24 protein-coding genes are annotated in these 21,713 nt (G+C 57.7%); 16 read left to right on the top strand and 8 right to left on the bottom strand.

Annotation, left to right across the window (positions count from 1 at the left end):
• The first annotated feature begins 1 nt into the window (after position 1).
• Complete coding sequence (locus tag RC85_RS03910; RefSeq protein WP_068258850.1) at positions 2–3,925, top strand: phage tail tape measure protein; 3,924 nt, start codon at positions 2–4, stop codon at positions 3,923–3,925.
• Positions 3,925–4,716, top strand: coding sequence for a hypothetical protein (locus RC85_RS03905; protein WP_068258848.1), 792 nt, complete (start codon positions 3,925–3,927; stop codon positions 4,714–4,716). The genes RC85_RS03910 and RC85_RS03905 overlap by 1 nt, the downstream gene beginning before the upstream one ends.
• 279 nt (positions 4,717–4,995) lie before the next feature.
• Here RC85_RS03905 and RC85_RS03900 read toward each other — a convergent pair whose 3' ends face one another.
• The 4 genes from RC85_RS03900 to RC85_RS03885 all read right to left on the bottom strand — a co-directional run bounded on the left by RC85_RS03900 (position 4,996) and on the right by RC85_RS03885 (position 6,764).
• On the bottom strand, positions 4,996–5,190 hold the full coding sequence (locus RC85_RS03900) for a hypothetical protein (RefSeq protein ID WP_068258846.1): 195 nt from the start codon (positions 5,188–5,190) through the stop codon (positions 4,996–4,998).
• Between the two features lie 135 nt (positions 5,191–5,325).
• Complete coding sequence (locus RC85_RS03895) at positions 5,326–5,697, bottom strand: hypothetical protein (protein ID WP_068258844.1); 372 nt, start codon at positions 5,695–5,697, stop codon at positions 5,326–5,328.
• Between the two features lie 14 nt (positions 5,698–5,711).
• On the bottom strand, positions 5,712–6,185 hold the full coding sequence (locus RC85_RS03890; RefSeq protein ID WP_068258842.1) for a hypothetical protein: 474 nt from the start codon (positions 6,183–6,185) through the stop codon (positions 5,712–5,714).
• Positions 6,186–6,410: 225 nt separating this feature from the next.
• Positions 6,411–6,764, bottom strand: a complete 354-nt coding sequence (locus tag RC85_RS03885) for a hypothetical protein (protein ID WP_068258840.1) — start codon at positions 6,762–6,764, stop codon at positions 6,411–6,413.
• 43 nt (positions 6,765–6,807) lie between these two features.
• On the opposite strand from RC85_RS03885, the gene RC85_RS03880 reads away from it, so the two are divergent.
• From RC85_RS03880 to RC85_RS03870, 3 genes are read left to right on the top strand one after another with little or no spacing between them, the layout of a single operon-like run.
• Complete coding sequence (locus tag RC85_RS03880; protein WP_068258838.1) at positions 6,808–7,515, top strand: hypothetical protein; 708 nt, start codon at positions 6,808–6,810, stop codon at positions 7,513–7,515.
• Positions 7,512–8,072, top strand: a complete 561-nt coding sequence (locus RC85_RS03875; RefSeq protein WP_068258836.1) for a hypothetical protein — start codon at positions 7,512–7,514, stop codon at positions 8,070–8,072. The genes RC85_RS03880 and RC85_RS03875 overlap by 4 nt, the downstream gene beginning before the upstream one ends.
• The gene (locus RC85_RS03870; RefSeq protein ID WP_235033157.1) at positions 8,065–9,435 is read left to right on the top strand and encodes a glycosyltransferase family 25 protein; all 1,371 of its coding nucleotides are present in this window, start codon (positions 8,065–8,067) and stop codon (positions 9,433–9,435) included. Before RC85_RS03875 ends, RC85_RS03870 begins: the two co-directional genes overlap by 8 nt.
• Before the next feature lie 10 nt (positions 9,436–9,445).
• Here RC85_RS03870 and RC85_RS03865 read toward each other — a convergent pair whose 3' ends face one another.
• Genes RC85_RS03865 through RC85_RS03855 form a run of 3 tightly spaced genes read right to left on the bottom strand, consistent with a single transcriptional unit; the run spans position 9,446 to position 10,612 of the window.
• Positions 9,446–9,856 (bottom strand): MarR family winged helix-turn-helix transcriptional regulator, encoded by a 411-nt coding sequence (locus tag RC85_RS03865; RefSeq protein WP_084422326.1) that lies wholly within the window; start codon positions 9,854–9,856, stop codon positions 9,446–9,448.
• On the bottom strand, positions 9,843–10,283 hold the full coding sequence (locus RC85_RS03860; protein WP_068258834.1) for an EVE domain-containing protein: 441 nt from the start codon (positions 10,281–10,283) through the stop codon (positions 9,843–9,845). Before RC85_RS03860 ends, RC85_RS03865 begins: the two co-directional genes overlap by 14 nt.
• A complete protein-coding gene (locus RC85_RS03855; protein ID WP_068258832.1) occupies positions 10,280–10,612 on the bottom strand; it encodes an antibiotic biosynthesis monooxygenase family protein in 333 nt (110 codons plus the stop codon). The genes RC85_RS03860 and RC85_RS03855 overlap by 4 nt, the downstream gene beginning before the upstream one ends.
• A gap of 81 nt (positions 10,613–10,693) precedes the next feature.
• Between RC85_RS03855 and RC85_RS03850 the strand changes: the two genes are divergently transcribed.
• Complete coding sequence (locus RC85_RS03850) at positions 10,694–11,446, top strand: glycosyltransferase family protein (RefSeq protein WP_068258830.1); 753 nt, start codon at positions 10,694–10,696, stop codon at positions 11,444–11,446.
• Positions 11,443–11,700, top strand: coding sequence for a hypothetical protein (locus RC85_RS03845; RefSeq protein ID WP_068258828.1), 258 nt, complete (start codon positions 11,443–11,445; stop codon positions 11,698–11,700). The genes RC85_RS03850 and RC85_RS03845 overlap by 4 nt, the downstream gene beginning before the upstream one ends.
• Before the next feature lie 7 nt (positions 11,701–11,707).
• Here RC85_RS03845 and RC85_RS03840 read toward each other — a convergent pair whose 3' ends face one another.
• Positions 11,708–12,097 carry a rhodanese-like domain-containing protein gene (locus RC85_RS03840; protein ID WP_068258827.1) on the bottom strand — a complete coding sequence of 130 codons (390 nt, stop codon included), beginning with the start codon at positions 12,095–12,097 and terminating at the stop codon, positions 11,708–11,710.
• Positions 12,098–12,159: 62 nt separating this feature from the next.
• On the opposite strand from RC85_RS03840, the gene RC85_RS03835 reads away from it, so the two are divergent.
• From RC85_RS03835 to RC85_RS03795, 9 genes are all read left to right on the top strand, one after another.
• Positions 12,160–12,900 (top strand): glycosyltransferase family 2 protein, encoded by a 741-nt coding sequence (locus tag RC85_RS03835; protein ID WP_068258825.1) that lies wholly within the window; start codon positions 12,160–12,162, stop codon positions 12,898–12,900.
• On the top strand, positions 12,893–13,606 hold the full coding sequence (locus tag RC85_RS03830) for a glycosyltransferase family 2 protein (RefSeq protein WP_068258823.1): 714 nt from the start codon (positions 12,893–12,895) through the stop codon (positions 13,604–13,606). Before RC85_RS03835 ends, RC85_RS03830 begins: the two co-directional genes overlap by 8 nt.
• Positions 13,597–14,637: a hypothetical protein gene (locus RC85_RS03825; protein WP_068258821.1), complete on the top strand. Its 1,041-nt coding sequence runs from the start codon at positions 13,597–13,599 to the stop codon at positions 14,635–14,637. The genes RC85_RS03830 and RC85_RS03825 overlap by 10 nt, the downstream gene beginning before the upstream one ends.
• Positions 14,606–15,421 carry a radical SAM family protein gene (locus tag RC85_RS03820; RefSeq protein ID WP_068258819.1) on the top strand — a complete coding sequence of 272 codons (816 nt, stop codon included), beginning with the start codon at positions 14,606–14,608 and terminating at the stop codon, positions 15,419–15,421. The genes RC85_RS03825 and RC85_RS03820 overlap by 32 nt, the downstream gene beginning before the upstream one ends.
• Positions 15,418–15,897, top strand: coding sequence for a hypothetical protein (locus RC85_RS03815; protein ID WP_068258817.1), 480 nt, complete (start codon positions 15,418–15,420; stop codon positions 15,895–15,897). The genes RC85_RS03820 and RC85_RS03815 overlap by 4 nt, the downstream gene beginning before the upstream one ends.
• A 330-nt stretch (positions 15,898–16,227) precedes the next feature.
• Entirely contained in the window at positions 16,228–17,190 is a 963-nt protein-coding gene (locus tag RC85_RS03810; RefSeq protein ID WP_235033159.1) for a DMT family transporter, read from the top strand.
• A 19-nt stretch (positions 17,191–17,209) separates the two neighbouring features.
• Entirely contained in the window at positions 17,210–17,794 is a 585-nt protein-coding gene (locus RC85_RS03805) for an RNA 2'-phosphotransferase (RefSeq protein ID WP_068258815.1), read from the top strand.
• Between the two features lie 110 nt (positions 17,795–17,904).
• Positions 17,905–21,189 (top strand): DISARM system SNF2-like helicase DrmD, encoded by a 3,285-nt coding sequence (drmD, locus tag RC85_RS03800; RefSeq protein WP_084422325.1) that lies wholly within the window; start codon positions 17,905–17,907, stop codon positions 21,187–21,189.
• A gap of 37 nt (positions 21,190–21,226) precedes the next feature.
• Positions 21,227–21,601: a four helix bundle protein gene (locus RC85_RS03795; protein WP_068258813.1), complete on the top strand. Its 375-nt coding sequence runs from the start codon at positions 21,227–21,229 to the stop codon at positions 21,599–21,601.
• The last annotated feature ends 112 nt before the right edge of the window (positions 21,602–21,713 follow it).

Here is a 21,713-nt window from a genome sequence, read left to right as displayed (position 1 = left end):
CATGTCTCAAGTCCGTGCCGGAGCCGCTTTCGTCGAGTTGACGCTGAAGAATTCGGCGTTGGTGAAGGGATTGCGTTCGGCACAGAAGCAATTGTCCTCATTCGCATCATCGACGTCGATGTTGGGAGCGAAGATGACGGGACTCGGTCTAGCGATGGCCGCACCGCTCGGCGATGGCATCCGCAAGTTCGCGGAATACGACGATGCGATCCGCCAAGTCGGTGCGATCACGGGAGCAACCGGTGCCGCGTTCGATCGTTTGAACGCGAAAGCAAAACAACTCGGAGCGACCACTAGCTTTTCCGCTGTCGAAGTCGCCAACTTGATGACCGAACTCGGGCGAGCCGGTTTCGATTCGCGGCAAATCGAGGACATGACCGGCAGCGTCATGAGTCTGGCCCGCGCGACCGGCACCGATGCAACGCTCGCGTCAGGCATCTTCGCAGCCGCGATTCGTCAATTCAACATGGAAGCCGGCGACGCATCACGAGTCGCCGACGGACTGACCGCCGCGGCCAACAAGAGTTTCAACAGCGTTGAATCGCTAGGCGAAGCGTTGAAATACGCTGGGCCAGTCGCAGCCGACGCCAACATGAGCCTCGAAGAAACGCTCGCGATCCTGGGAACGCTCGGCAACGTCGGCATCCAAGGATCATCCGCCGGTAACGCACTGAAACGATTGCTCACGCTTTCGGCCGCCGAGTCCGAGAAGTTTCAAAAGGTATTCGGTGTCGCGACCAAAGATGCCGCCGGAAACGCTCGACCGCTCGTCGATGTGTTGGGCGAAGTCGCCGAAGCCACGAAAGACCTCGGTTCGTCCGATCGTGCCGCCAAGTTCAACGAAGTCTTCGGGATGCTCGGCATCACAGCCGCTTCCGCAATCGGCAAAACGGTCACGGACACTCGCGAGTTACTCGGTGAACTGGAAGGTGCCGGAGGCATCGCCAAGAAGACAGCCGACAAAATGGAATCAGGACTCGGCGGAGCGTTCCGAGTTCTCGCCAGTTCCTTTGAAGCCGTCCGCATCGCGATCGGAGAAGCTCTCGAAAAGCCGATTCAGCGACTGACCGAAAACGTGTCACTCGCTGCATCGTCTATCACCGATTGGATCGGCGAAAACAAACGAGTCGTCCAAGTCGCTGCAATGGTCGCGGCCGGAGTAATCGCCGCCGGTGCCGCGTTGCTCACGATCGGATCAGCCGCCGCGGCAGCGTCCATGGCGGTCGGCGGGCTACTCGGGATCTTCACCGCGATCGGCAGCGTCGTGGGCATGGCCGGTGCAGCGGTCACCGCGTTGCTTTCGCCGATCGGCCTGGTGGTCGCGGGCGTTGCTGGGCTGGGGCTCTACCTCGCCAAGACATCCGGTCTGCTCTCACGAGTGTCCGCGTTCTTCAAGACCGCGTTTGCTCAAATCGCGGTCGATTCGCAAGCCGCGTTCAAAGCCATCGCTGCATCGCTCGCATCCGGTGACATCACCAGTGCGGCCAAAGTCATGTGGGCCTACCTGCGTGGCTTATGGAAACAAGGCGTCGCGGCTTTGGCCGACGCGTGGGATCAACTGTCATCCAGCCTCGATGGTTTCGCCGGCGGATTGCTGTCGGCTGTCGGCAGCTTGCTTCGCAGCACACTCGCGTGGGCAAGCGAAAACCGAACCGCGATCCTGACCGCCGTGGCGGGTTTCGCCGCGATGAAGGTCGCTGCCACCGGCGTCGGTGCCGCAATGATCGCTCTGAAGGGAATCACGATCGGTTTGTCCGTCGCCTCGAAAACGCTCGCGGCAACTTGGGCGGTCTTGAAGACCGTTGGCACAGGAATCAAAGCGGTCTTCATCGGTTTGGCCGCGGTCAAGAAGATCAACATCGCACTTGCTGGCGTCTACGCTGCGGTCACCGCCGGACTGTCCGGTGCGTTCGGCTTGTTGACCGGAGCGATCAGTGCCGCGGCCGGTGCGATGGCGTTGTTGTTCTCGCCGCTGGGTCTGGTCGTCGCCGGCGTTGTCGCTCTCGGTGCCTACTTTCTGTACACGTCGGGGGCGATCGGCAGCTCGATCGACTTCCTCAAAGGAGCGTTCCAAAACCTGAAGGCCGACACGCTGGCCGCATTCGGTGCAATCGCCAACGCTCTGCGAGCCGGTGACATCAACGCGGCCGTCGATGTGCTGTGGTCCTACATCAAACTCCAATGGACCAAAGGCACGACCTGGCTGTCCGGCATGTGGTCACGCTTCACCGCGTACCTCTCCGACGCTTGGGGCGACGCCGTCTACAAACTGGCCGATCAACTCATGCAAGGTTTCGGCGGCTTGCGAGCGATTTGGAACAGCACCGTTGCCTACCTCGCCGACGGTTGGACGATTCTTACTTCCGCAGTGCAGAAAGGTTGGAACAACACGGTTGGGTTCCTTAAGAAAGGTTTCTTGAAGCTTCACGAATTGGTCGACATCGCCGGCGACGTTGCGATCCAAATCGGCGGCGTCCTGGTGAACTCGCTGGCCGGCGTCGAAGGAGCATGGGTGGAAACGATCGACTACCTTGCCGATTCCTGGGCAGTGTTCGTCGGCGAAGTCCGCAAGATGTGGAACAGCACGGTCGGCTTCCTCCGCAAGGCATGGGTGAAGCTGAAATCGCTCTTCGACGACGACATCAACGTCGAAGCCGAAGTGCGAAAGATCGACAACGAAACCAACGCCAACAACGCGGAAGAACAACGCAAACGCCAAACCGCAATCGTCGGTCGCGCTGAACGCCGCCGCAAACGCAAGTCAGAGATCGAAACCAACCGCAAGGCGATGCAGGAAGACCTGCAGCGCCAACTCGACCAGCGAAAGAAGTCACGTGAAAGCCAAGACCTCGACGCCGACTTCGCCGCGATCGACGCTGAGACCGACCAGCAAAACGCGGCCGTCGACGCCGAACGTGATCGTCAGTTCGATGCCAACGCCAAAGCGAACGAGCAACGGACTGCCGACACCGAAGAATTCACCGCTGGCGTTCGCGACACGCTCGACGAAATGCGTCGCCAAGCAAAAGCCGACGCTGCCGCGAAACGAGCCGAACGATCCCTCGCCGAAGCCGATCGGCAAACCAAGGTCGCCGAAGCCGAAGCAGACTTCCAAGCCGCCGTCGACAAAGCCAACGCACTGAAACCGGAAGGCGACGAGCAAGCGACCAACAGTGAGACCAAATCGCCACAAATCTCCGACGACCTGGCCGCAGCGATCGCCGAAGCCAAAGCGTCGCTCGAAGCCGCTCAAGCCGACGCGGGACTAACAGGTGAAGATGCCGCGGGCGATGAGCGTCTCGATAAACTCAAGGCCGGCATCGCAGCCATGGAAGCCAAGGCCGTCGCGATCACCGATCGCGTCGGCAACGAAAGCAAACTCAAATTGCCGCCCGCAGAACTCGATGATGATTCAGTCGCCTTGGAACTCGACCGCGACGCCCAAGCCTCCATTGACAACTTTGCCGGCACCGATGTTGGCGAACAATCCAGCGAATCCGTCACCGGCAAGTTCGATTCCCGCGGACTGAACATCGGCAGTGGTGCCCGCAAGCTCGAACCACTCGCACTCGATGCTCCTGCCGAAAAGCTGAAACCCGAACCGCTCGACGAACAACCTGAAGTTATCGTCGCACCGAAGCTGGCCATCGACGAGCACGCCGATGATGCGACTGTTCAACAAGAACCTGATGCTGAAACCATCGCCGACTCTGGTCTGCAGCAAATCAACGATCGTCTCGTCGCCATCGGTCAACACTTGATGAAGTCCAACGAACTACTCGGCGGCGGAAGTGGAAACCTTAGCGAATCAGGCGAACGATCCGGTCTCGGCCTGAGTGAAGACGTCCAACGAGCAATCGTCGAAACCGCCAACAACACTCGCAAGCTAGCCGAACGATCCACCGGCGGGTTGGTGTTCAGCTAATGAGTTTTTCATACGGAGGCTACAGCTTCGACGTCGCGGCTCTGTCGGAGAAAGCGTCACGCGGCAAAACCAATTCTGACTTCACCGCCTACGTCGCGACCAACGGCGGAAACGTCAGTCCACCGGCAGCCGCGAGTGCCGCCCGCTCGTACTACGAAGACAATTTCCCCGACCTGATTCCGTTCTTGCAAGTTGATTCGGAATTCATCAACGCCAAGCACGCGTTAGTCAGCGTTACGCTCAATGAAACCAAGCTCGATCCGGTCTCGTTCAACACCACCGGAGCGACCACACATATCAACCAAAGCTTGCTGACACGAGGCATCTACGCCGCGCCCGGCAAGATCGCCCCGGACTACCGCGGTGCGATCGGCGTGAGCGATTCGGGTGTGTCTGGCGTCGATGTCACGGTGCCGGCGTTCGAGTTCTCGGTCCGCAAGAAGTTTGAGTTCGTCTCGACGTCGTATCTGTTGGCCGTTGTCTCCATGACGGGCCGCACCAACTCCGCAGCATGGTCGATCTTCGGTCCCGGTGAAGCCTTGTTTCTTGGTGGTGAAGGGGGCGAAGACGACAACAACTGGGTCGATATCACCTACCACTTCGCCGCTCGTCCGAATCAGCCAGCGTTACAACTCGGCAACATTGGCAGTGTCAGCAAACGAGGTTGGGATTACCTGTGGGTGAAGCATGACGAAGAGGTCGTCGGCGATCGCGTGCTGCAAACGCCGGCGGCAGCTTACGTCGAACAGGTCTATCCCGATGGCAATTTCGCAGCACTAGGACTTTCGTAGGTGGCAAGACGTGTTCGACCCGGCGACAGTCTCAACATCACCGCGGTCGAATACAACCGACTGTTGGCGGCGGCCGAGGCGTCACATCGCAACCGTCTGCCCGGCGGTGGCGGTCCGCGAACGCACCTGCGAAACGCATCGACGGTTCGCGTTCACAACACGTCGGGCGCGGTTGTCCCGATCGGCGGCATCGCCGGATTCGATTCCCCCATCACGGATCCCGAAGCCGGCCCGGTTGAACTGGCCCGCTTCGTCCGTGACGCGACCATCAAAACGGTCCTACCAACCGAGGACGAACATACTGGCCGAGTCGGCGTCGCGATTGAACCAATCCGCGATGGCGAAGTCGGCCGAGTTGTCTTTGACGGAATCGTCGCCGCCCAAGTCGATGTCACCAAAACCTGGCACCGCTTCGCCGACGTCGCCGAGTCCGGCGGCGACACGTTGCAGTCGAAGCCCGACGGATCGGCCCATATCCTGTGGTGGAAAGATCCGTCAAAGACTGGTCGGCAATGGGCGGTGGTCCGTGTCGGCCGGCCAGCCGATCCGGTTTACCTCGTCAAAGTCCCATCCGGCGGCATCGCAGCCCGGCGCGGGATGCGAACCGGATCAGCGGACTGCGACCTGTTCGAGCTGGACAAAGACGGCGAGATTACACCGGTCGATGATCCCGCCGGTGGCGTGGTCCGCATCACCGCTCGAAATCATTCGGCTCAGCGAATCCGAGGCCCGATCGAAGGCAGTGGTGAAGACCAATACCTCGTCGTCACGTTCGATGGGCACCGGTCTTGGGTCATCGACCCGCCCAAGCAAACGCTGCTTTGCAAACCAACCAAACGACTTAAAGCCAAGTCCTGGGGCACCGCCCGCGAGTTGCGTTTCGATGGAGCACGTTGGCGACCGATCGGCGTCCGAGTCTCGGTCTACAACGTCTGCGACTACGCGTTGCTGGCGTCGCAACAAATCATCTGCCACTTCCACGAGGACACCGGCAGTTATGTGACGATCGGATGCCGGTGCTGCGACGGAAGCAGTTCATCCAGCTCGTCGTCTTCATCTGGCAGTTCCTCATCGAGCGTTTCGTCCTCATCAAGCTCGTCGTCACCATCATCGAGCAGCCCGTCATCAAGTAGCAGTAGCTCATCACCGAGTAGCAGTTCGTCAAGCATCTCGTCGATCAGCAGTTCCAGTTCGAGCCTCTCGTCATCCAGTTCCAGCAGCACGCCCTCAAGTTCCTCGTCATCACCAAGCTCAAGTTCATCGTCGCCCAGTTCGTCTTCACCATCGAGCAGTTCGTCCCCAAGCTCGTCGTCCATCCCTTCGTCGAGCAGTTCGTCTACTTCGCCCTCGTCGTCTTCTAGCAGCCAGTCATCGTCACCGAGTTCATCCTCGGTCAGCGATTCGTCGTCGAGCAAATCATCAAGCGTTTCGGACTCGTCGTCGAGCGTTTCAGATTCATCCAGCAGCACACCGTCCGAATCATCATCGTCTGCGCCACCAAGTTCCAGTTCCTACTCAACCGTCACGGACTCGTCGAGCAGCAGTTCATCCAGCAACCCATCCTCGTCCGGAAGCCCAAGTTCATCATCAGTCGACGATTCCTCATCGAGCGACTCGTCCGACAATTCATCAAGCGTTTCTGATTCGTCGACCAGCGATACCTCGACGTCGTCGGCATCAACTTCCGACGATTCCTATTCAACGGTCACCGATTCAAGCTCCAGCGGATCACCATCTTCAGGCAGTCCATCTGACAGCAGCGATAGTTCAGTATCGGATGGATCCCCATCCAGCGATTCAGAATCCGACTCAGATTCCGAATCAACACCCTCCGATTCCGCATCGTCCGAACCGCCGAGCGAATCCGGCAGTCCGTCGTATTCAACGGTTGACGATTCATGGTCCTCATCCAGCCACCAATCATCCGATGTTAGCGACAGTTCGGTCTCCGACGGTTCGCCATCCAGCGAATCGACGCCGTCCGATTCCGGCTCTGAATCAACACCTTCCGAAAGCGATTCCGAAAGTGAAACCTCCGACGAAAGCACGTCGGATGATGGAAGCGACTCAGTCGACGATCCGAGCTACTCGGTGTGGGACGGATCACCATCGTCGCACGATTCGACTTCGGATGGATCGACATCCGACGCCTCAACGTCCGACGACTCCGTTTCGGATGTCTCGACGTCCGTTGACTCTGTTTCAAATGAAGAATCGACATCCAACGACGCTTCCATCTCCGATGACGATTCCGGCATTAACGGATCATCGAACACAAGCGACGACACGGGATCGGAAACCAGTGACGAATCAGTCGAATCAGAATCAGACCGCAGCGAGGGCTCCGGCGGTGGATCAGACGACGAAAATTCCGGGGGCGGCGGTGGCGGAAGTGGCTCCGGCAGTGGCGAAGGTTCTGAACCCGAAAGCGGGGAAGACTCCGGCGACGGTTCTGGCGAAGAATCAGGTGGTGGAAGCGAAGACACGTCTGGGGGTGAATCTGGTGGCGGTGGCTCCGGCGGCGGTGGTGGCTCGGGCGGCAGCGGCGGATCGGGCGGCGGCAGCGAAGACGATTCCAACGACGATGGATCTGACGACGATGATGACTCCCAAGATGACGACGATTCGCAAGACGACGATGATGAAAGTGCAACCAGCGAAGGCTCATCCGATGCATGCGAGTCGACGTGGATCTGGTCGTGCGGTTGGGAACTTCAAGGCAGCGACTGTGAAGACGCTGGCGACCCGCCATCAAGCAGCGGTTCCTATGACGGCGAAGTAGTCACGGTGTCTGCATGATCCATTGCCCACACCTTGGTGGCGACAACCAATGCGAAGTCGCCGCCGGCATGGCCGGTTGCAAGGTGCGAACTTCACCGGCCGCTTGCAACGCCTGCCAGAACGAGTCTAACCCGCGAGCGATCAATGTCGTCACGATCGGGATGGCATTGGTCAATCGGCGTCGTCGCAAGAAGGACGTTGTCGAACTCGAAGCCATGCTGGCGAACTACCTGCCCGACCGCGACGAGATGCCGGCGACGCTCAAGATCGCGGACTTCCGTCCTGGGCCGGGCAACGAACTCAAGAAGATGCTCGCGTGGTTTGCCAAACCGTCCGAATCGTGCAACTGCGAGTCCCGCGTTGAAACGATGAACGATTGGGGCGTCGAAGGATGCTCACGCAACATTGACACCATCACCGATTGGCTTCTCGAAGAGGCCGAAGCCCGAGGCATGCCCCATGGAAGGTTCACCCGCGTTGTCGCCAAGTCACTCGTCCAAACCGCCATCCGAAAGTTCCAACGCAAGTTCCCTGAAGGCGCACCCGAGCCAGAGGACGACGACGATCGTGCGTGAAAACAACATCGTCGAACGCTGTTTCCTGATCAACCTCGACCGCCGCGACGATCGTCTCAAATTTTGGCTCGGCCAACTCCCTGAACCATGGCCGTTCCCACAACCAGAGCGGTTCGCCGCCATCGACGGCCGCCGCTGTGCAACGCCACCACAATGGAAAGCCGGCAACGGTGCGTGGGGCTGCTACCGTTCGCATTGTCTGATTCTGGAAAAGTGTTTGCTCGAAGGTATCGACAGCTACGTCGTCTTTGAAGATGACGCCGGCTTTGTCAAAGACTTTCCCGATGCCGTTCAAGCCTACGTCAACGAACTCCCGGCCGACTGGGGACTGGCGTACCTCGGCGGGCAGCATCTCTATGCCGGCAAGCATCCGCCGCAACGAATCAGCGACCGCGTCTATCGACCGTACAACGTCAACCGCACGCATGCCTTCATGGTCCGCGGACGCGAGAACATGAAGGCGTTGTATCGGCACCTGCACTGGAACGATTGGCACACCAAGCACCACATCGACCACCACCTAGGCCGCATCACCCAGCGTCGCTATCAAGCCCTCGTTCAAGGCAAGAATGTCGACAAGGAATCCGTTGCCGTCTACACGCCCGACCGCTGGATCGTCGGTCAACTGCCCACCAAATCCAATATCTGCGGACGCAAGTGGGATCAAACACGTTTCTTCAATGACGCCCGCAACGCCGACCATTCGGACGCCCCATTCTTCGCCGTCCTCGGTCCACACCGATTCGGCACCTCGTGCGTCGCGATGGTCATGCATCACCTCGGCGTTCACATGGGCAACCAACTTTCCGGCTACGAATCCACCGGCGGCGGTGAAGCGGTCGGACTCGCCCAGCTTTGCGAAAAAGCGATGCGTTTTCCGGCGGTCGATCCGGTCATGTCCGACGATCAACTGACGCAGAAACTCAAATCCTGGATCGTCACACGCAAAGCGGAAGCGAACCGAGACAAAACGGTCGCCGGAGCAAAATACCCGCATCTGTGTCGCTTCGTCGAGCATCTGCACGCCGGTTTGGGCGATTCACTCCGCATCGTCAGTGTCGATCGCGACATCGAAGCCTCGATCCGATCGTTGCAAAGCCGAAGCGAAAAACACCGAGGTCAATGGTTCGCCGCAACCGACGAACAATGCGAACAACTGCAACGCAGTCTGCTCCAACACCGCGACGCCTTCATCGCCGCTCACCCCGACGTTCCCGTCTTCAGGATCGAATTCGCCGAGCTGACCACGTACCCCGAAGAAGTGATCAAGAACCTGATCGAGTTCCTCGGCATCGAACCGACCGAAGAAGAGATCGCATCGGCCATCGACCACGTCAATCCGGACCTACGCAAGCATGGATGAATCAATCTATTCATTGTTGTTCAGCAAAGAACTCCTCGTCCGCTTGTTCGACCAAAGGCAACGCCTTGGCAAGACGGTTGGCTCCCTTCTTCGTGAGAGTTAGCGAAAACGCTCTCGCATCGTGGGGATTGGCCGATCGGTTAACCATCCCGTCCTTTTCAAGTCGGCGTACGATTTGCGACACCAACATCCGATCAACGCTGGCGAACTTCGACACATCTTGCTGAGTCACGATTGCTTTGTCTCTCGAAAGGTATCCGATTACCGCCAACATGCTGAATTGCATTTGAGTCACACCACATGGTGCTAGCGTCTGGTTGATCAGTCGCTGCCACTGGTGAAATTGCTGCCAAAGATTGAAGCCGGGGCTTTCCGATGATTCGGCGAACTTCGACGCTTTCGTCCAGTCAATGTTTGCCACGGTAAGCGTCCTTCATCGCATCGCGAATCAAATCGAAATCGTCTTGCGGGATTGCGAATGAACCTCGCCGAAACGCCATGCCCCAGTGATTCCCTTTGCCGCGGGTGAACGACAGCAATTCGAGCAGCGGCCGGACCGCAACCGGCGAGACATTGTCGTCGTATTGAACATCGCGACGAAACGGCTCAAAGCAATCGCTTTGTCGGACCTGCTTGACTTCATCACCGACGACTCGACCGACGGCGGCAAACGAGGAAACTGAATCACCGCCTTCGAGCGACTGACGAGTGGCGTAAAGAATGATGCCGTCCCCGTCTGACAGCCGGCGGACGGGAGCTTCTTTGCCATGACCAAGTTGAACGAAGCCGCCTGCGACGGCTGATTCGATGTGGTCAAGCACCGCGACACCGATCCAGAATTTGATCATGAAGATGCTCGCGATTCAGCGTGAACGACGTGACAAATGACGGGCGTAAACCCGTTGCACAGTGAAGCTGCTTTACCCATGTGTTCTCGAGCGTCATCGCGGGCAAGCATTGCGTCAAAATCCGCACGGCTACGCCACTGGGCGTAGTTTACAACGTGTCGTTTATCCTCGGCCATGTGCAAATTGGCGGATACAAAACCGGGGATGTGTCGCATGACGCTTTCGGTAGCCTCCACCAGAACGGCCATCAATTCGTCTGCCTTCGCGGGATCGACTGAAAAGCAATTGACGAGCGTCATGACAGATTGGTCGACGGATATGGTGCTCATGAAGGTTCTCCTGTGTGAACGAAAGGAATCGTTAGTAAACGCATTTACTATACGATCAGCTAATCCTGAGTCAATGCCCGAATGATGGAAGTTTCTCCCCTGATTTCGCCGGCGATGCCCACCAAATTTCCGAAGCCAACCGAAGACTTCGGCGTGATGTACATCGCCATCGGCGGCAAGTCGCTATGGCAACTGCGGCGGTCGATTGCATCGCTACGCCACCATTGCCCCGCCGTCCCAGTCGCGCTGTTCACCAACCAGCCTACCGACGCGTGCCCGACGGTCGAGTACCGTTTCGAGGTGTCAGCCACTGGCGGCTACCACGTCAAACCACGCTTCATTCCATGGCTGCCGTTTGATCGAACCGTCTATCTAGACGCTGACACCGTGGTGCTCAACTCATCGGCGATCGAGCCCGCTGAATTGTTAACCGACAAATACGGCTACGAAGCAATCTACGTCCACGGCGTTTCACGCCGCTGCGACAAAGTCCGTATCTGCGGCGTTCCGTCGATGAACTCGGGCGTCGTGATGTTGAAGAAGTGCCAACGAGTTCTCAATGCTCTCGCTCATTGGCGGCGGCACTACCAAGGCGGCAACGATGAAATCTTGCTGACCAAGGCATTGCTTCGCCACGCTGTGCCATCTTTTGTTTTGCCAGCCGAATGGAACTGCAGGGCTCGCGACCAAGTCCGTCACTACTCGTCGATCCGGATCACGCACCATCGCCACGTCCTGCGTTTGGTCCAGCCCGACGGATCGGTGCCGGATGAGTTGCTCAAACGTTGGTGGGAAACCGGAGTCGCCGAACTTCAAGGAGGATCGTTCGCATGAGGCAACCCATCGACGTGCTTCAACGGGTCAAGCCGCGGTTTCTGCTGTTCGGTTCGTTCGCATTGCACGCCCACGAATTTTCGTTCGGCCAAACCGACGCCGACCTCAATTTGCTGTACCGCATCTCGATGGACTCGATCTACGGACGGGTTCCACCGGTGAAGATTATCCTGCGAAGCAAGCTGCACGCGTCGCGACCGAAGGACTATCGGCACGTGATGCGAGTCGCCCGGAAACTACTCAACATTTGGTGATAGTCGCTTAGCATTCACATGCCCCAGTCTTAATCTGGTCCATCGTTCCTTCCGTCGGGTGTCCATCGCGCTTCCACCAATCCAGACCGCCTAAAAGTTCTTTCGTGTTGAAGCCAAGTCTTGCCATATTCAAGGCTCCCTTTGTGGATCCATTGCAACCAATGCCATCACAGTAAACGACAATTGCTGCATCTGGCGGAATTCTGGCAGTTGATTCCTTTGTCATCGTTCGATGCGGAACACAGATGGCTCCGGGGATATGCTCGCGATCGAACGCTTCGCTTGACCGAGCGTCAATGACAACAGGTTTCTTCATAGAACGCATCGCTTCGCTCAGATCCCACGAGTCTATCTCAAACTGAAGTTTCGATTCGTAGAAAGAGATCTGGTCGTTCACTTGTTTGCTCGATTCGGGTATCGGGTTCGTTCTTGGTGACGAAAGTTTAAGGAGAGACCTATTTGAACGTCAATGACATCACGTTTTGCATCAAGACGATCCATCGACCTTGGTCGTGCCACCGGTTGGTCGAGTCGCTCTGTAAACACATCGCCGAACCCAAAATCATCGTGGTCGACGACGGGCAGCCCGATCGTCGCTTTCTGCCGGCGTACCCGGAGACTGCGGCGAAGTGCCAAGTCATCCAACTGGCCCGCGTCGATGTTGGTGTTGGAGTGGGTCGCAACATTGCAGTTGATGCAGTGAGAACCGAACACATGTTTTTGCTGGACGATGACCACGTCATCACCGAGAATCTGAACCTCGATCGGCTTTGCGATCGCTTCAACTCGAATGAAACCGACATCCTCGGCGTTCGCCAAGGTAGTGGTGGCCGACCGACGATGCTGTCCAGGCTGATGAACGGCAAGCGGATTTGGATTCACCGCGGCGAGACACGACGAAACGGTTACGTCGCTTGGTGCGACATGTCGTCAAACGCGTTTCTGGCTCGCACCGAAACGATCCGCACGCTGCGATGGGACGAAGCGATCAAAACGTTCGAGCACTGGGAGTTCTTCTATCGAGCCAAGCTGGCTCAATTGAAAATCGCCGTCGCCGGCGATTGCTTCGTCAAACACGCTCACGTCGAATCGGAAGACTACCGGCGGCTGCGAAAACGAGCGAAGTACCGATCCATGGGGCTTCGCAAGCACGGTTTCCATTCAATGCGATATCCCGGCGGAGGTATCGTCCGTGTGTGATCAAGTCACCTTCTGCATCAAGACGATTCATCGGCCGCAGTGCTGCGCGGCACTCGTTCGCAGTATCCACCGGCACTACGACGAAGACCGACCGTTGATCCACGTGCTCGACGACGGCCAACCCGAGTTGCGGTTCTCGACCAACTGCCCCGATGAAGCCGCGATGGTCGATCAGTTGATCGAGACCGAATACGACATTGGCCTGTCGGCTGGCCGGAACCAACTACTGGACGCCGGCGAAACACCGATCGTAGTATTCACCGACGACGATCATTTGGTGACGGCGGAAACACGGTTGCCAGAATTGGTCCGCAAGCTGAATCGGCATCATGACATCGACTTGCTGGCAGCGCTGAGCAACCAACAAGAACGGCCGAAGATGATGAGCGTTGCGAACAAGGTGCTCCGCATCCCGCACGGCAACTACAAACGACGCGGCTCAATTCGCTGGTGCCACTACGTCGGCAATTGCTTCGTCGCCTACCGAGACATCTTGCAAGCGATCCGTTGGGACGAATCGCTGAAGGTCGAGGAACACTGGGACTTCTTCTGGCGATGCAAACTCGCCGGTGTGAACGTCGCCTGTGATATCGACCACTCGTTCAAACATGAACATGTTGATCCGCCGGGCTACGTTCGACGCCGTCCCGAATTCCTCAAAGCCAGCCTTCGCAAACACGGATTGGAAAGAGTCGTATGGAAGTGAAATCACCAGGGAAAGTCATTGCGGTGTTGGACCTACCGCCGCGGCGTGCTCTGAAGAATGTTCGCGAGAGCTACGCCGCGGCGGCGGATCGTTGGGGTGCGGAGTTGCTGTGGATCCGGCAAAACCTCAAACCGGTGCATCCTTTCTGGCAGAAGATGTTCGTTTGCCGGCACGTGCATGAGACGTTTGGTTCGTCGCATGTGTTGCAATTAGACAACGACATGGTGATCCGTTCGGACTGCCCGTCGCCGTTCGATTTGGTGAAGCCGAAACAGTTCGGCATCGTCGCCGAGCGGCAGTGTGCTCAAAACCGAATCGACAACGGCGGTTGGCAGAAGAAGGCTCACGATGTTTGGGCGGAGCGATGCGGTTTGGAGCCCGCGCTGACTTGGCTGCATCCCAATGGCGGTTTGTACCTGTATGAGACCGAAATGTTTGGTCCGATGTTTGACCGCATCATCGCCCACATGATGAAGTGCTGGGGTGCCCATGATCAGGCGACCGACGAGTCGTTGATCATCAACCAGTTGTGGAACGACCATCCGGGCTACATCGCGTTCCTGCCCGGCGAGTTCAACACCAGCGTCCAGCAAGCCGCCGACTGGGCACCGAACCCAGTGATGCAGTCGTGCGTTTACCATTTCATCGGCAAGTCCAAACCGTTTCTGAACAAATGCCGCTGGCGACGCTTCGCCGACCCGGAGTTGCCGTACCCGAACCACGCCCCGTCGCAGCAGGTTATCAACAACATCGGAAACAACCCGCCGGCCGAGTACGACATCGGTCCGATCTTCACGCCGGAATTGGCCGCGAACTTGCTGGCAGCCTACCCGAAGTTGATTGTCACCGGCGAGTGGTCCAACGAACCGCACCGCCTTGATCCGCGAATGCTCAGCCATGCCGAGACCGCATCGACGCATTTGGTTCTGACGCGGTTCTTTCTTCGCCTTGGCGTGAACGCATCACGCTTTCGATTACGCATCAAAGAGGACGCCGTCGATGGATCGACGCTTGCCGTTGCCGGCACTTGAATATCACGTGGCCCATGGTTGCAACCTATCGTGCCAACAATGCAGCCACTACTCGAACTTCCACGTCGCCGGAAGTCTGCCGACGGTCGACGAAGCCGATGCGGACTACTCGAAATGGTCACATCGCTTGCGACCGAAGCGGTTCGCGTTGCTCGGTGGCGAACCACTGCTGAACCCGCAACTCATCGAGCACATCCAACTCGCGAGGAAGCATTGGTCCGACAGCAACCTAATGCTGGTCACCAACGGGTTCTTCCTGCATCGCTTCCCAGAGTTGCCCAAGGTTCTGGTCGACACCAACTGCCGGCTCGAAGTCAGCCAACACGGCACACACGACGACTACGTCAAACGATTCCGTGAAGTGAAACGCCTCGTTTGGCGATGGCGAGAAGAGCATCCCGGCATTCAGATCAAGATCCGCCAATCGCATCGCGGTTGGATGCGGCAATACAACGTCGAGAACGGCAAGCCGATGCCGTTCGATTCCAAACCGGATGCCGCGTTCAAAGTCTGCATGCAGAAGACTTGCACGCAACTTTATCGCGGCATGCTGTGGAAGTGTCCCGCGCTCGCCTACTTCGCTCAACTCGAAGCCAAGCTCAACCTGCGAGATCTCCCGCAGTGGCAACTCTTCCGCGACTACAAAGCGATCACGCCCGACGCCACCGACGATGAACTTCGCAAGTTCATCGAAACCAAAGCCATCCCGCAGTGCGGACTTTGCCCAAGCAACCGCACCAAGTTCACCCACCCCAACCCGCTGCAACGGAGTGTCCTGCCATGACGTCGCCTCACCATCCCGACATGCCGCCGTATCCGTTCGTCCCGCCGTTCGATCCGCCGGCCGACGATCCGCCCTACGAACCCGAACCGCCAATCGTCGGCATCCCACTACCGATCCCGCCGCCGCCACCGCCGCCGGTGTGGCCCGACGACTATCCGCCCGGCCATCCTGATCCTGGCCCGCGTCCGCCGTGGTACCCCGAAGAACACGGGTGGCCGCCGCGCCCCGAACCGCCGGTAATCATCGAAGGAACATTGCCGCCACACATTTGGCCGCGACTACCGCCCGACCACCCGTACCACCTGCCGCCGGGTCACTCTTACCCGGACAACCTTCCACCCGGCCACCCTGGCGAAGCTTACCCCGCGATGCCCGATTATCCCGTTGTGCATCCGGGCGACTGGGGCGAAGACTGGTACAAATACCCCGGCATCCTCGACGACTGGCCGCCAACCTACGAAGACGACGAAGAATAGTCGTCTCTACCAACTGAATTCACGCCACGGCTGCATTGGACAATCCAATGCAGCCGTTTTTCGTGCGCGGTGACAAGTTTGGGCGGCAGCTCAATGGGTGATCTATCGGTTGAGGCAGAGGTTGGTGTGATGGAGGCGTTTCGGAATTCGTAACGCCGTCCCCTATCGTTTTGATCCAGCGATCTCTCTGATGCGAAGTTTTTCAAGGCATTTACGAATCAGCGAACTTTTAACGCGCCCAGGTGTCTACAGCGGATGTGCGGGGTTCGGTAACGTTCTGTGAATCTGTCGTGCCATCACGACTTCACCAGCCCTTTCGGACTTAGATCTTTGTCGCATGCTCCCCAAGCCAGCAATGACGACGGGACGCCCGGCGACAACTCATCCGCTGAAGACCATCGTTTTGTCTCCGGCGTTGCGATGGCGATCATCGGGACGTTTCTGTTTGCGTCGAAGTCGATTGTCGCGAAGTTGGTTTACGGACTCGGCTTGGATGCGACCGGCCTGCTGACGTTGCGAATGGTGTTTTCGTTTCCGGTCTACTTGTTCGTCTGGTTGGCATTGAAACGCCGTGCTGCCGCGAAACAATCCGCCAAACCGATCTCGCGACGATTAATCTTTCGAGCGTTGTTGCTCGGGTTCTTCGGCTATTACCTCGCGGCTTACCTGGACTTGCTCGGGCTGGAGTACATCTCGGCGCAGATGGAGCGGCTGACGCTGTTCAGCTACCCTGCCATCATTGCTGTTCTTGCTTGGATGTTCCTGGGCGAGCGGCTGAGCTGGAAGATCGTTCTGTCGATCGGACTTTGCTATGTCGGCGTTTGGCTGATGTACAGCCAAGAACGCAACTACGCCGGTGATGCGGATACTACGAAAGGCATCATCCTGGTAATGGGAGCGGCACTCAGCTATTCGATCTATGTGCTGTTTGCCAAACCAACGATGCAGGCGATCGGAAGCCGCGAGTTCACGTCGCTGGCAATGATGGGATCGACGGTATTCGTTGCGATTCAATTTGCCGCAACGCGACCGCTCGCCTCGTTCTTCCAGTCCAACCCATTGGTGTTTGTGTATGGAGCGGGACTCGCAATCGGCTGCACCGTCATCCCAAGTTACTTGATCAACGAAGCCATCGTGCGTATCGGAGCGACTCGAACATCAGTGATCGGATCAGCCGGGCCGGTGTTAACAATGCTGTTGGCGATTTTATTGCTCAAAGAACCGTCCACACCTTATCATTTCATCGGCATGTCCGTCGCGATCATCGGCGTGGCATTGGTCGCGAAGAAATGACAAACCAATCGACATTGCAATGAAAGATAAATCACTCGTTTCAACCAGCAAGTTCCTCAGCTTGGTCCTGCGTCATCAACCCGAAGTTGTCGGCATGCAGCTCGACGAGGAAGGCTGGCTTGAGATCAACGCGTTGATCGACGCGGCGAATCAGCATGGCAAGCAGTTGTCACTCGAACTCCTTCACGAAGTCGTCGCGACCAATGACAAGAAGCGGTTCGCGTTAAGTGACGATGGACTTCGCATTCGCGCCAGCCAAGGGCACTCGGTCGCCAGCGTCGACTTGAAACTCGCCGAAACGACGCCACCGGCAACGCTGTATCACGGAACCGTCGCCGCGTTCATCGAAAGCATCCGGTCCACTGGCCTCGAGAAACGATCTCGCAATCACGTGCATCTTTCAACCGATGAAGCGACAGCCATCAAAGTCGGCTCGCGGCGCGGCAAGCCGATCATTCTTCAAGTCGACGCAGCAGCGATGCACCAAGACGGACACCGCTTCTTTTTGTCGGCTAACGGAGTTTGGCTGGTCGATGCGGTCCCTGTGGAGTTCTTGACCTTTCCAATGTCAGGAGCCGAATGCAATATTGGGACACTTCTATGAAAGCTAGCCATCTCGTTAGGCCACTTTGGAAACGATAAACTGCGTCGCTTTGAGGTGTGCATTCGAGTTGACTTGCCTCATTCGTTAGTAAATTCGTTGCAAATGGGGCCATGATGGCATCTCTTGTTGAAACCTCCGCTGAGAATCCTCGCGTCGGCATGATGGCGATCGTGCGGAAACGTCGGGCCGTCATCAGTGAAGTGCGTCCGTTTGATGGTGACGATGGCGTCGTCCACTTGGTGAGGCTGGAATACAAAGACAGCGAGTCGCCTGAAACAGAGCAATTGCTTTGGGAATGTGAACCGCATCGAGAGCTCCTTAGTCCGGCCGCCGTTCCATTGCCGTCCGACCGGCCAATGCCACCGGACGAATTCGATGCCGTTGTCCGCGCGAGTCGTTGGTCCGCATTGTCGCCCTATCTGGATCCCGACGGCGATGGTCCGCTGGACCGGATGCCGGTGTGCTCGCCGTTTCATGGAGCGGTGCAGGTCGAGGATTACCAGATGGTGCCTCTGCTCAAAGCGCTGCGGATGCCACGCATCAACATGATGATCGCGGACGACGTCGGTTTGGGGAAAACGATCGAAGCCGGCTTGGTCCTTCGCGAATTGTTGATCCGTCGACGAATCCGCCGCGTGTTGGTGTTGACGCCGGCGTCGCTACGCGTTCAGTGGCGAGATGAAATGTGGGACAAGTTCTCGTTGCCCATGGATGTTATCGACCGCGACGCGACCCAGAAGTTGAAGCGAACGATTGGCATCGACGCCAACCCGTGGCGATCGAGCGCCCGCGCAATCACCTCGTATCACTACCTGAAACAACCCGATGTCCTGGAACAGTTCCACAGTGCATGCCAGGTCAGCGAAGACTCTCCTCATCTTCCTTGGGACTTGCTGATCGTTGACGAAGTCCACAACCTGATGCCGTCGGCGATGGGCGAGGACAGTGATTTGTGCAAGATGCTGCGGTTGGTCGCGCCGTATTTCGAGCATCGTCTGTTTTTGACAGCCACACCGCACAACGGTCGCACGCGTTCGTTCTCCGGCCTACTGGAGATGTTGGATCCTGTTCGCTTCAGCCAAACCGATGAACTGAAACCCGCCGAACGCAAACGAATCGAACAAGTCGTCGTCCGGCGATTGAAACGCGACATCAACGCTCGCACCGATCCGCCAAAGTTTTCCGAACGGAAAGAGCCACAAGCAATTCCGTTGTCGTTCTCGAAGAAAGAGAGCCAACTGATCACCGCGGTTGACGAGTTTCGCGATGAAGTTCGCAAGATCGTTGCCCAGTCTCGCGGTCGGCGTCGGATGTCGGGCACATTCGCCATCGAAATCTTGGGCAAGCGATTGCTCAGCGGACCAGCAACATTCGCCGAAAGCTGGTACCGGTGCAAACTCGGCCTGCTGGAACAAGACGAGGCGGATGATGGCGAGATGGCAGCGGCCAGCCGCAGCGTTGCCGAGGACACCGCCGACGACAACGAATCGCAGCAACGCGAAGCATCCGCCACGACCGTCATCGGTGCTTGGTTGAATCATTTCGCCGACGATCTCGCGGCCGAAATCGCCGCCATCGACGAAGCGGTCCAGGCTCTTGGCTTTCCACTGCCCGCCTCGGCCGAAGATCTGGAATTGTCTTCATCACGACACACGATCAATCCCAAAGCGGACGCCCGTTTCGATGTGCTGATCGAGCTGATCGAGACGCAACTTCAAGACGACAACGGTTGGGACGATGAGGAGCGTTTGGTTGTTTTCACCGAATACAAAACGACGCTCGACTATCTGCTTCGCCGCGTTCGCGAAAAGTTCCCGGACCAGCAAGACAACTTCCTCTCTTTATACGGAGGCATGGACGACCAGCAACGCGAACAAATCAAGGAACAATTCAACGATCCCGACTCTCATGTCCGCGTGTTGATCGCCACCGACGCAGCATCCGAGGGATTGAACCTGCAAGAGACCGCTCGCCATCTGTTGCACTTCGATTGTCCTTGGAACCCCGCCCGCATCGAACAACGCAATGGCCGGCTTGATCGTCACGGCCAAGCCCGAGACGTGTTCACCTATCACTTCATCTCTCAAGAGAACGCCGACCTGCGGTTCATGTCCAAACTGATCCATAAAGTCGATCAGATGCGAGAAGACCTTGGTGCCGTCGGTGAAATTCTCGACGAAGCGATGCACCGCCAAATGATCAAGGGCGAGACCGTCGATCAGCAACAACTCGAACTGCGGTTGGAATCGGCCAAGGGGCAAGCCGAATTTGAAGGTGACGACAGTGCATCGACCGCCGAGATGGACGATGACGATGCGAGCATTGATCGTCTGGAAGCCCTCGCCGCGGAACTCGATTTTGATGGTGACGCCGAGTACGAACTATTGGACGTCGCGATGGGCTTGGGCGCATCGCGACCGCAACTTGGCCAGCCCGACGCCAAGGGACGCTGCCGCATCTTGAACCCTGGGCTACCGATGTGGAGCGACACGATCGACCAGACGATTCGCCGCGGCAGTACCGGCGGCGTTGTCGGGGCACTGCCGTATCTCGCATTCACCGCCGATCCCTGCCTGCAACAGATCGGCAACCGGCTCGTCTTTCGGCCTCCCGGCAATCTGCAAATGATGCACCTCGGCCATCCACTGGTCGCCAAGGCGATCGGTTCGCTTAGTCGACGTCGTTATCCCGGCCCGTCCGCCGTCAGCCGCTGGACCGTTCGCACCGGCGAAGTTCCCACCGGGGCTGACGCATTCGTCTTGCTTCACCTGGAAGAACTTGCCGTCAACGGACTCCGTGAGACGTTCCACCACTGGATTCGCACGGTGACGTTTACCGTCGCAGGCGGTGAACTGTCGTCCGCCTTGCCGCATGTCCCTGCACGACAACTCCGTGGTGCTTCGCCAACCACCGACGAGACGCTGAAAGACCGCGCGGCCGAAATCTTCGCCGACATCGAACTCGATCTGCTCGACGCCATCGCCGGTTTGAAAACCAAGCTGACCGACGATCTTGTCGGACAGCTTGCCATCGACAGCAAGCAAGCGATTGAACAAGAGAACAAAAACTTTGCAAGTCGACAGGGCGAAGTATCGACGCTGATCGCCGACAACACGCTTGAGAAGATTGAGAAAGAGATCAAGACGCTCAAACGCCAGCGGCAGGAAGGTCGGCTATTCGACAGCGAAGACACCCTGGACGAGATCGACCGCAACATCTCCAAGAAGAAAGAGGAGATTGAGCGACGCACGCGGCACTATGAAGAAGTCCGCAGCCAACTGACCCGCGAGCGCGAACGAGTCATCAATCGGTTGCTGCCCCGGCGATTCAGCATCGACGGCGATGCATCGGTGTTCCCGTTGGCCGTCGAGATTCGTTTGGTGGCTGGTGGTTAGGGGTTGGTGGTTGGTGTCTTGTTTTGGAGAAAGACGAATGGTTCGTAGTTATCGAGAATTAGAAGTTTGGCAGAAGGGAATGGATTTGGTTGTAGCGATCTACGCCGCGACGAAGAAGTTTCCGGCAGATGAACGCTTTGGACTTTGTTCCCAGTTGCAGCGTGCCGCTGTATCGGTCCCCTCGAATATTGCCGAAGGTCAGTCCAGAACTTCGACAAAAGAGTTTGTGCACCATCTGTCAATTGCACGCGGTTCACTAGCCGAAATTGAGACTCAAATTGAAATTGCAGTACGACTTGGATACATCCCCAATCCTGACGACGAACAGTTGGCCGCTGAAGCTGCGACCGTTGGCCGAATGCTCTCGGGACTGATTCGTTCACTTCGACGCAAATTGGAGGCTGGTGGGTAGTGGATGGTGAATAGTGGCTGGTGGTTAGTGACTGGTGGTTGGTGGGTGGTTGGAGAAATTGCCTTGGCCGTTCCCCAATCGCCAGTCAACCCTTAGCCCACTGACCAACCAC

This window comes from Rubripirellula obstinata, from assembly GCF_001642955.1.
Taxonomy (GTDB): Bacteria; Planctomycetota; Planctomycetia; order Pirellulales; family Pirellulaceae; genus Rubripirellula; species Rubripirellula obstinata.
Note: the sequence above shows the minus strand (reverse complement) of the source record. Positions and strands in the feature narration are given on the sequence as shown.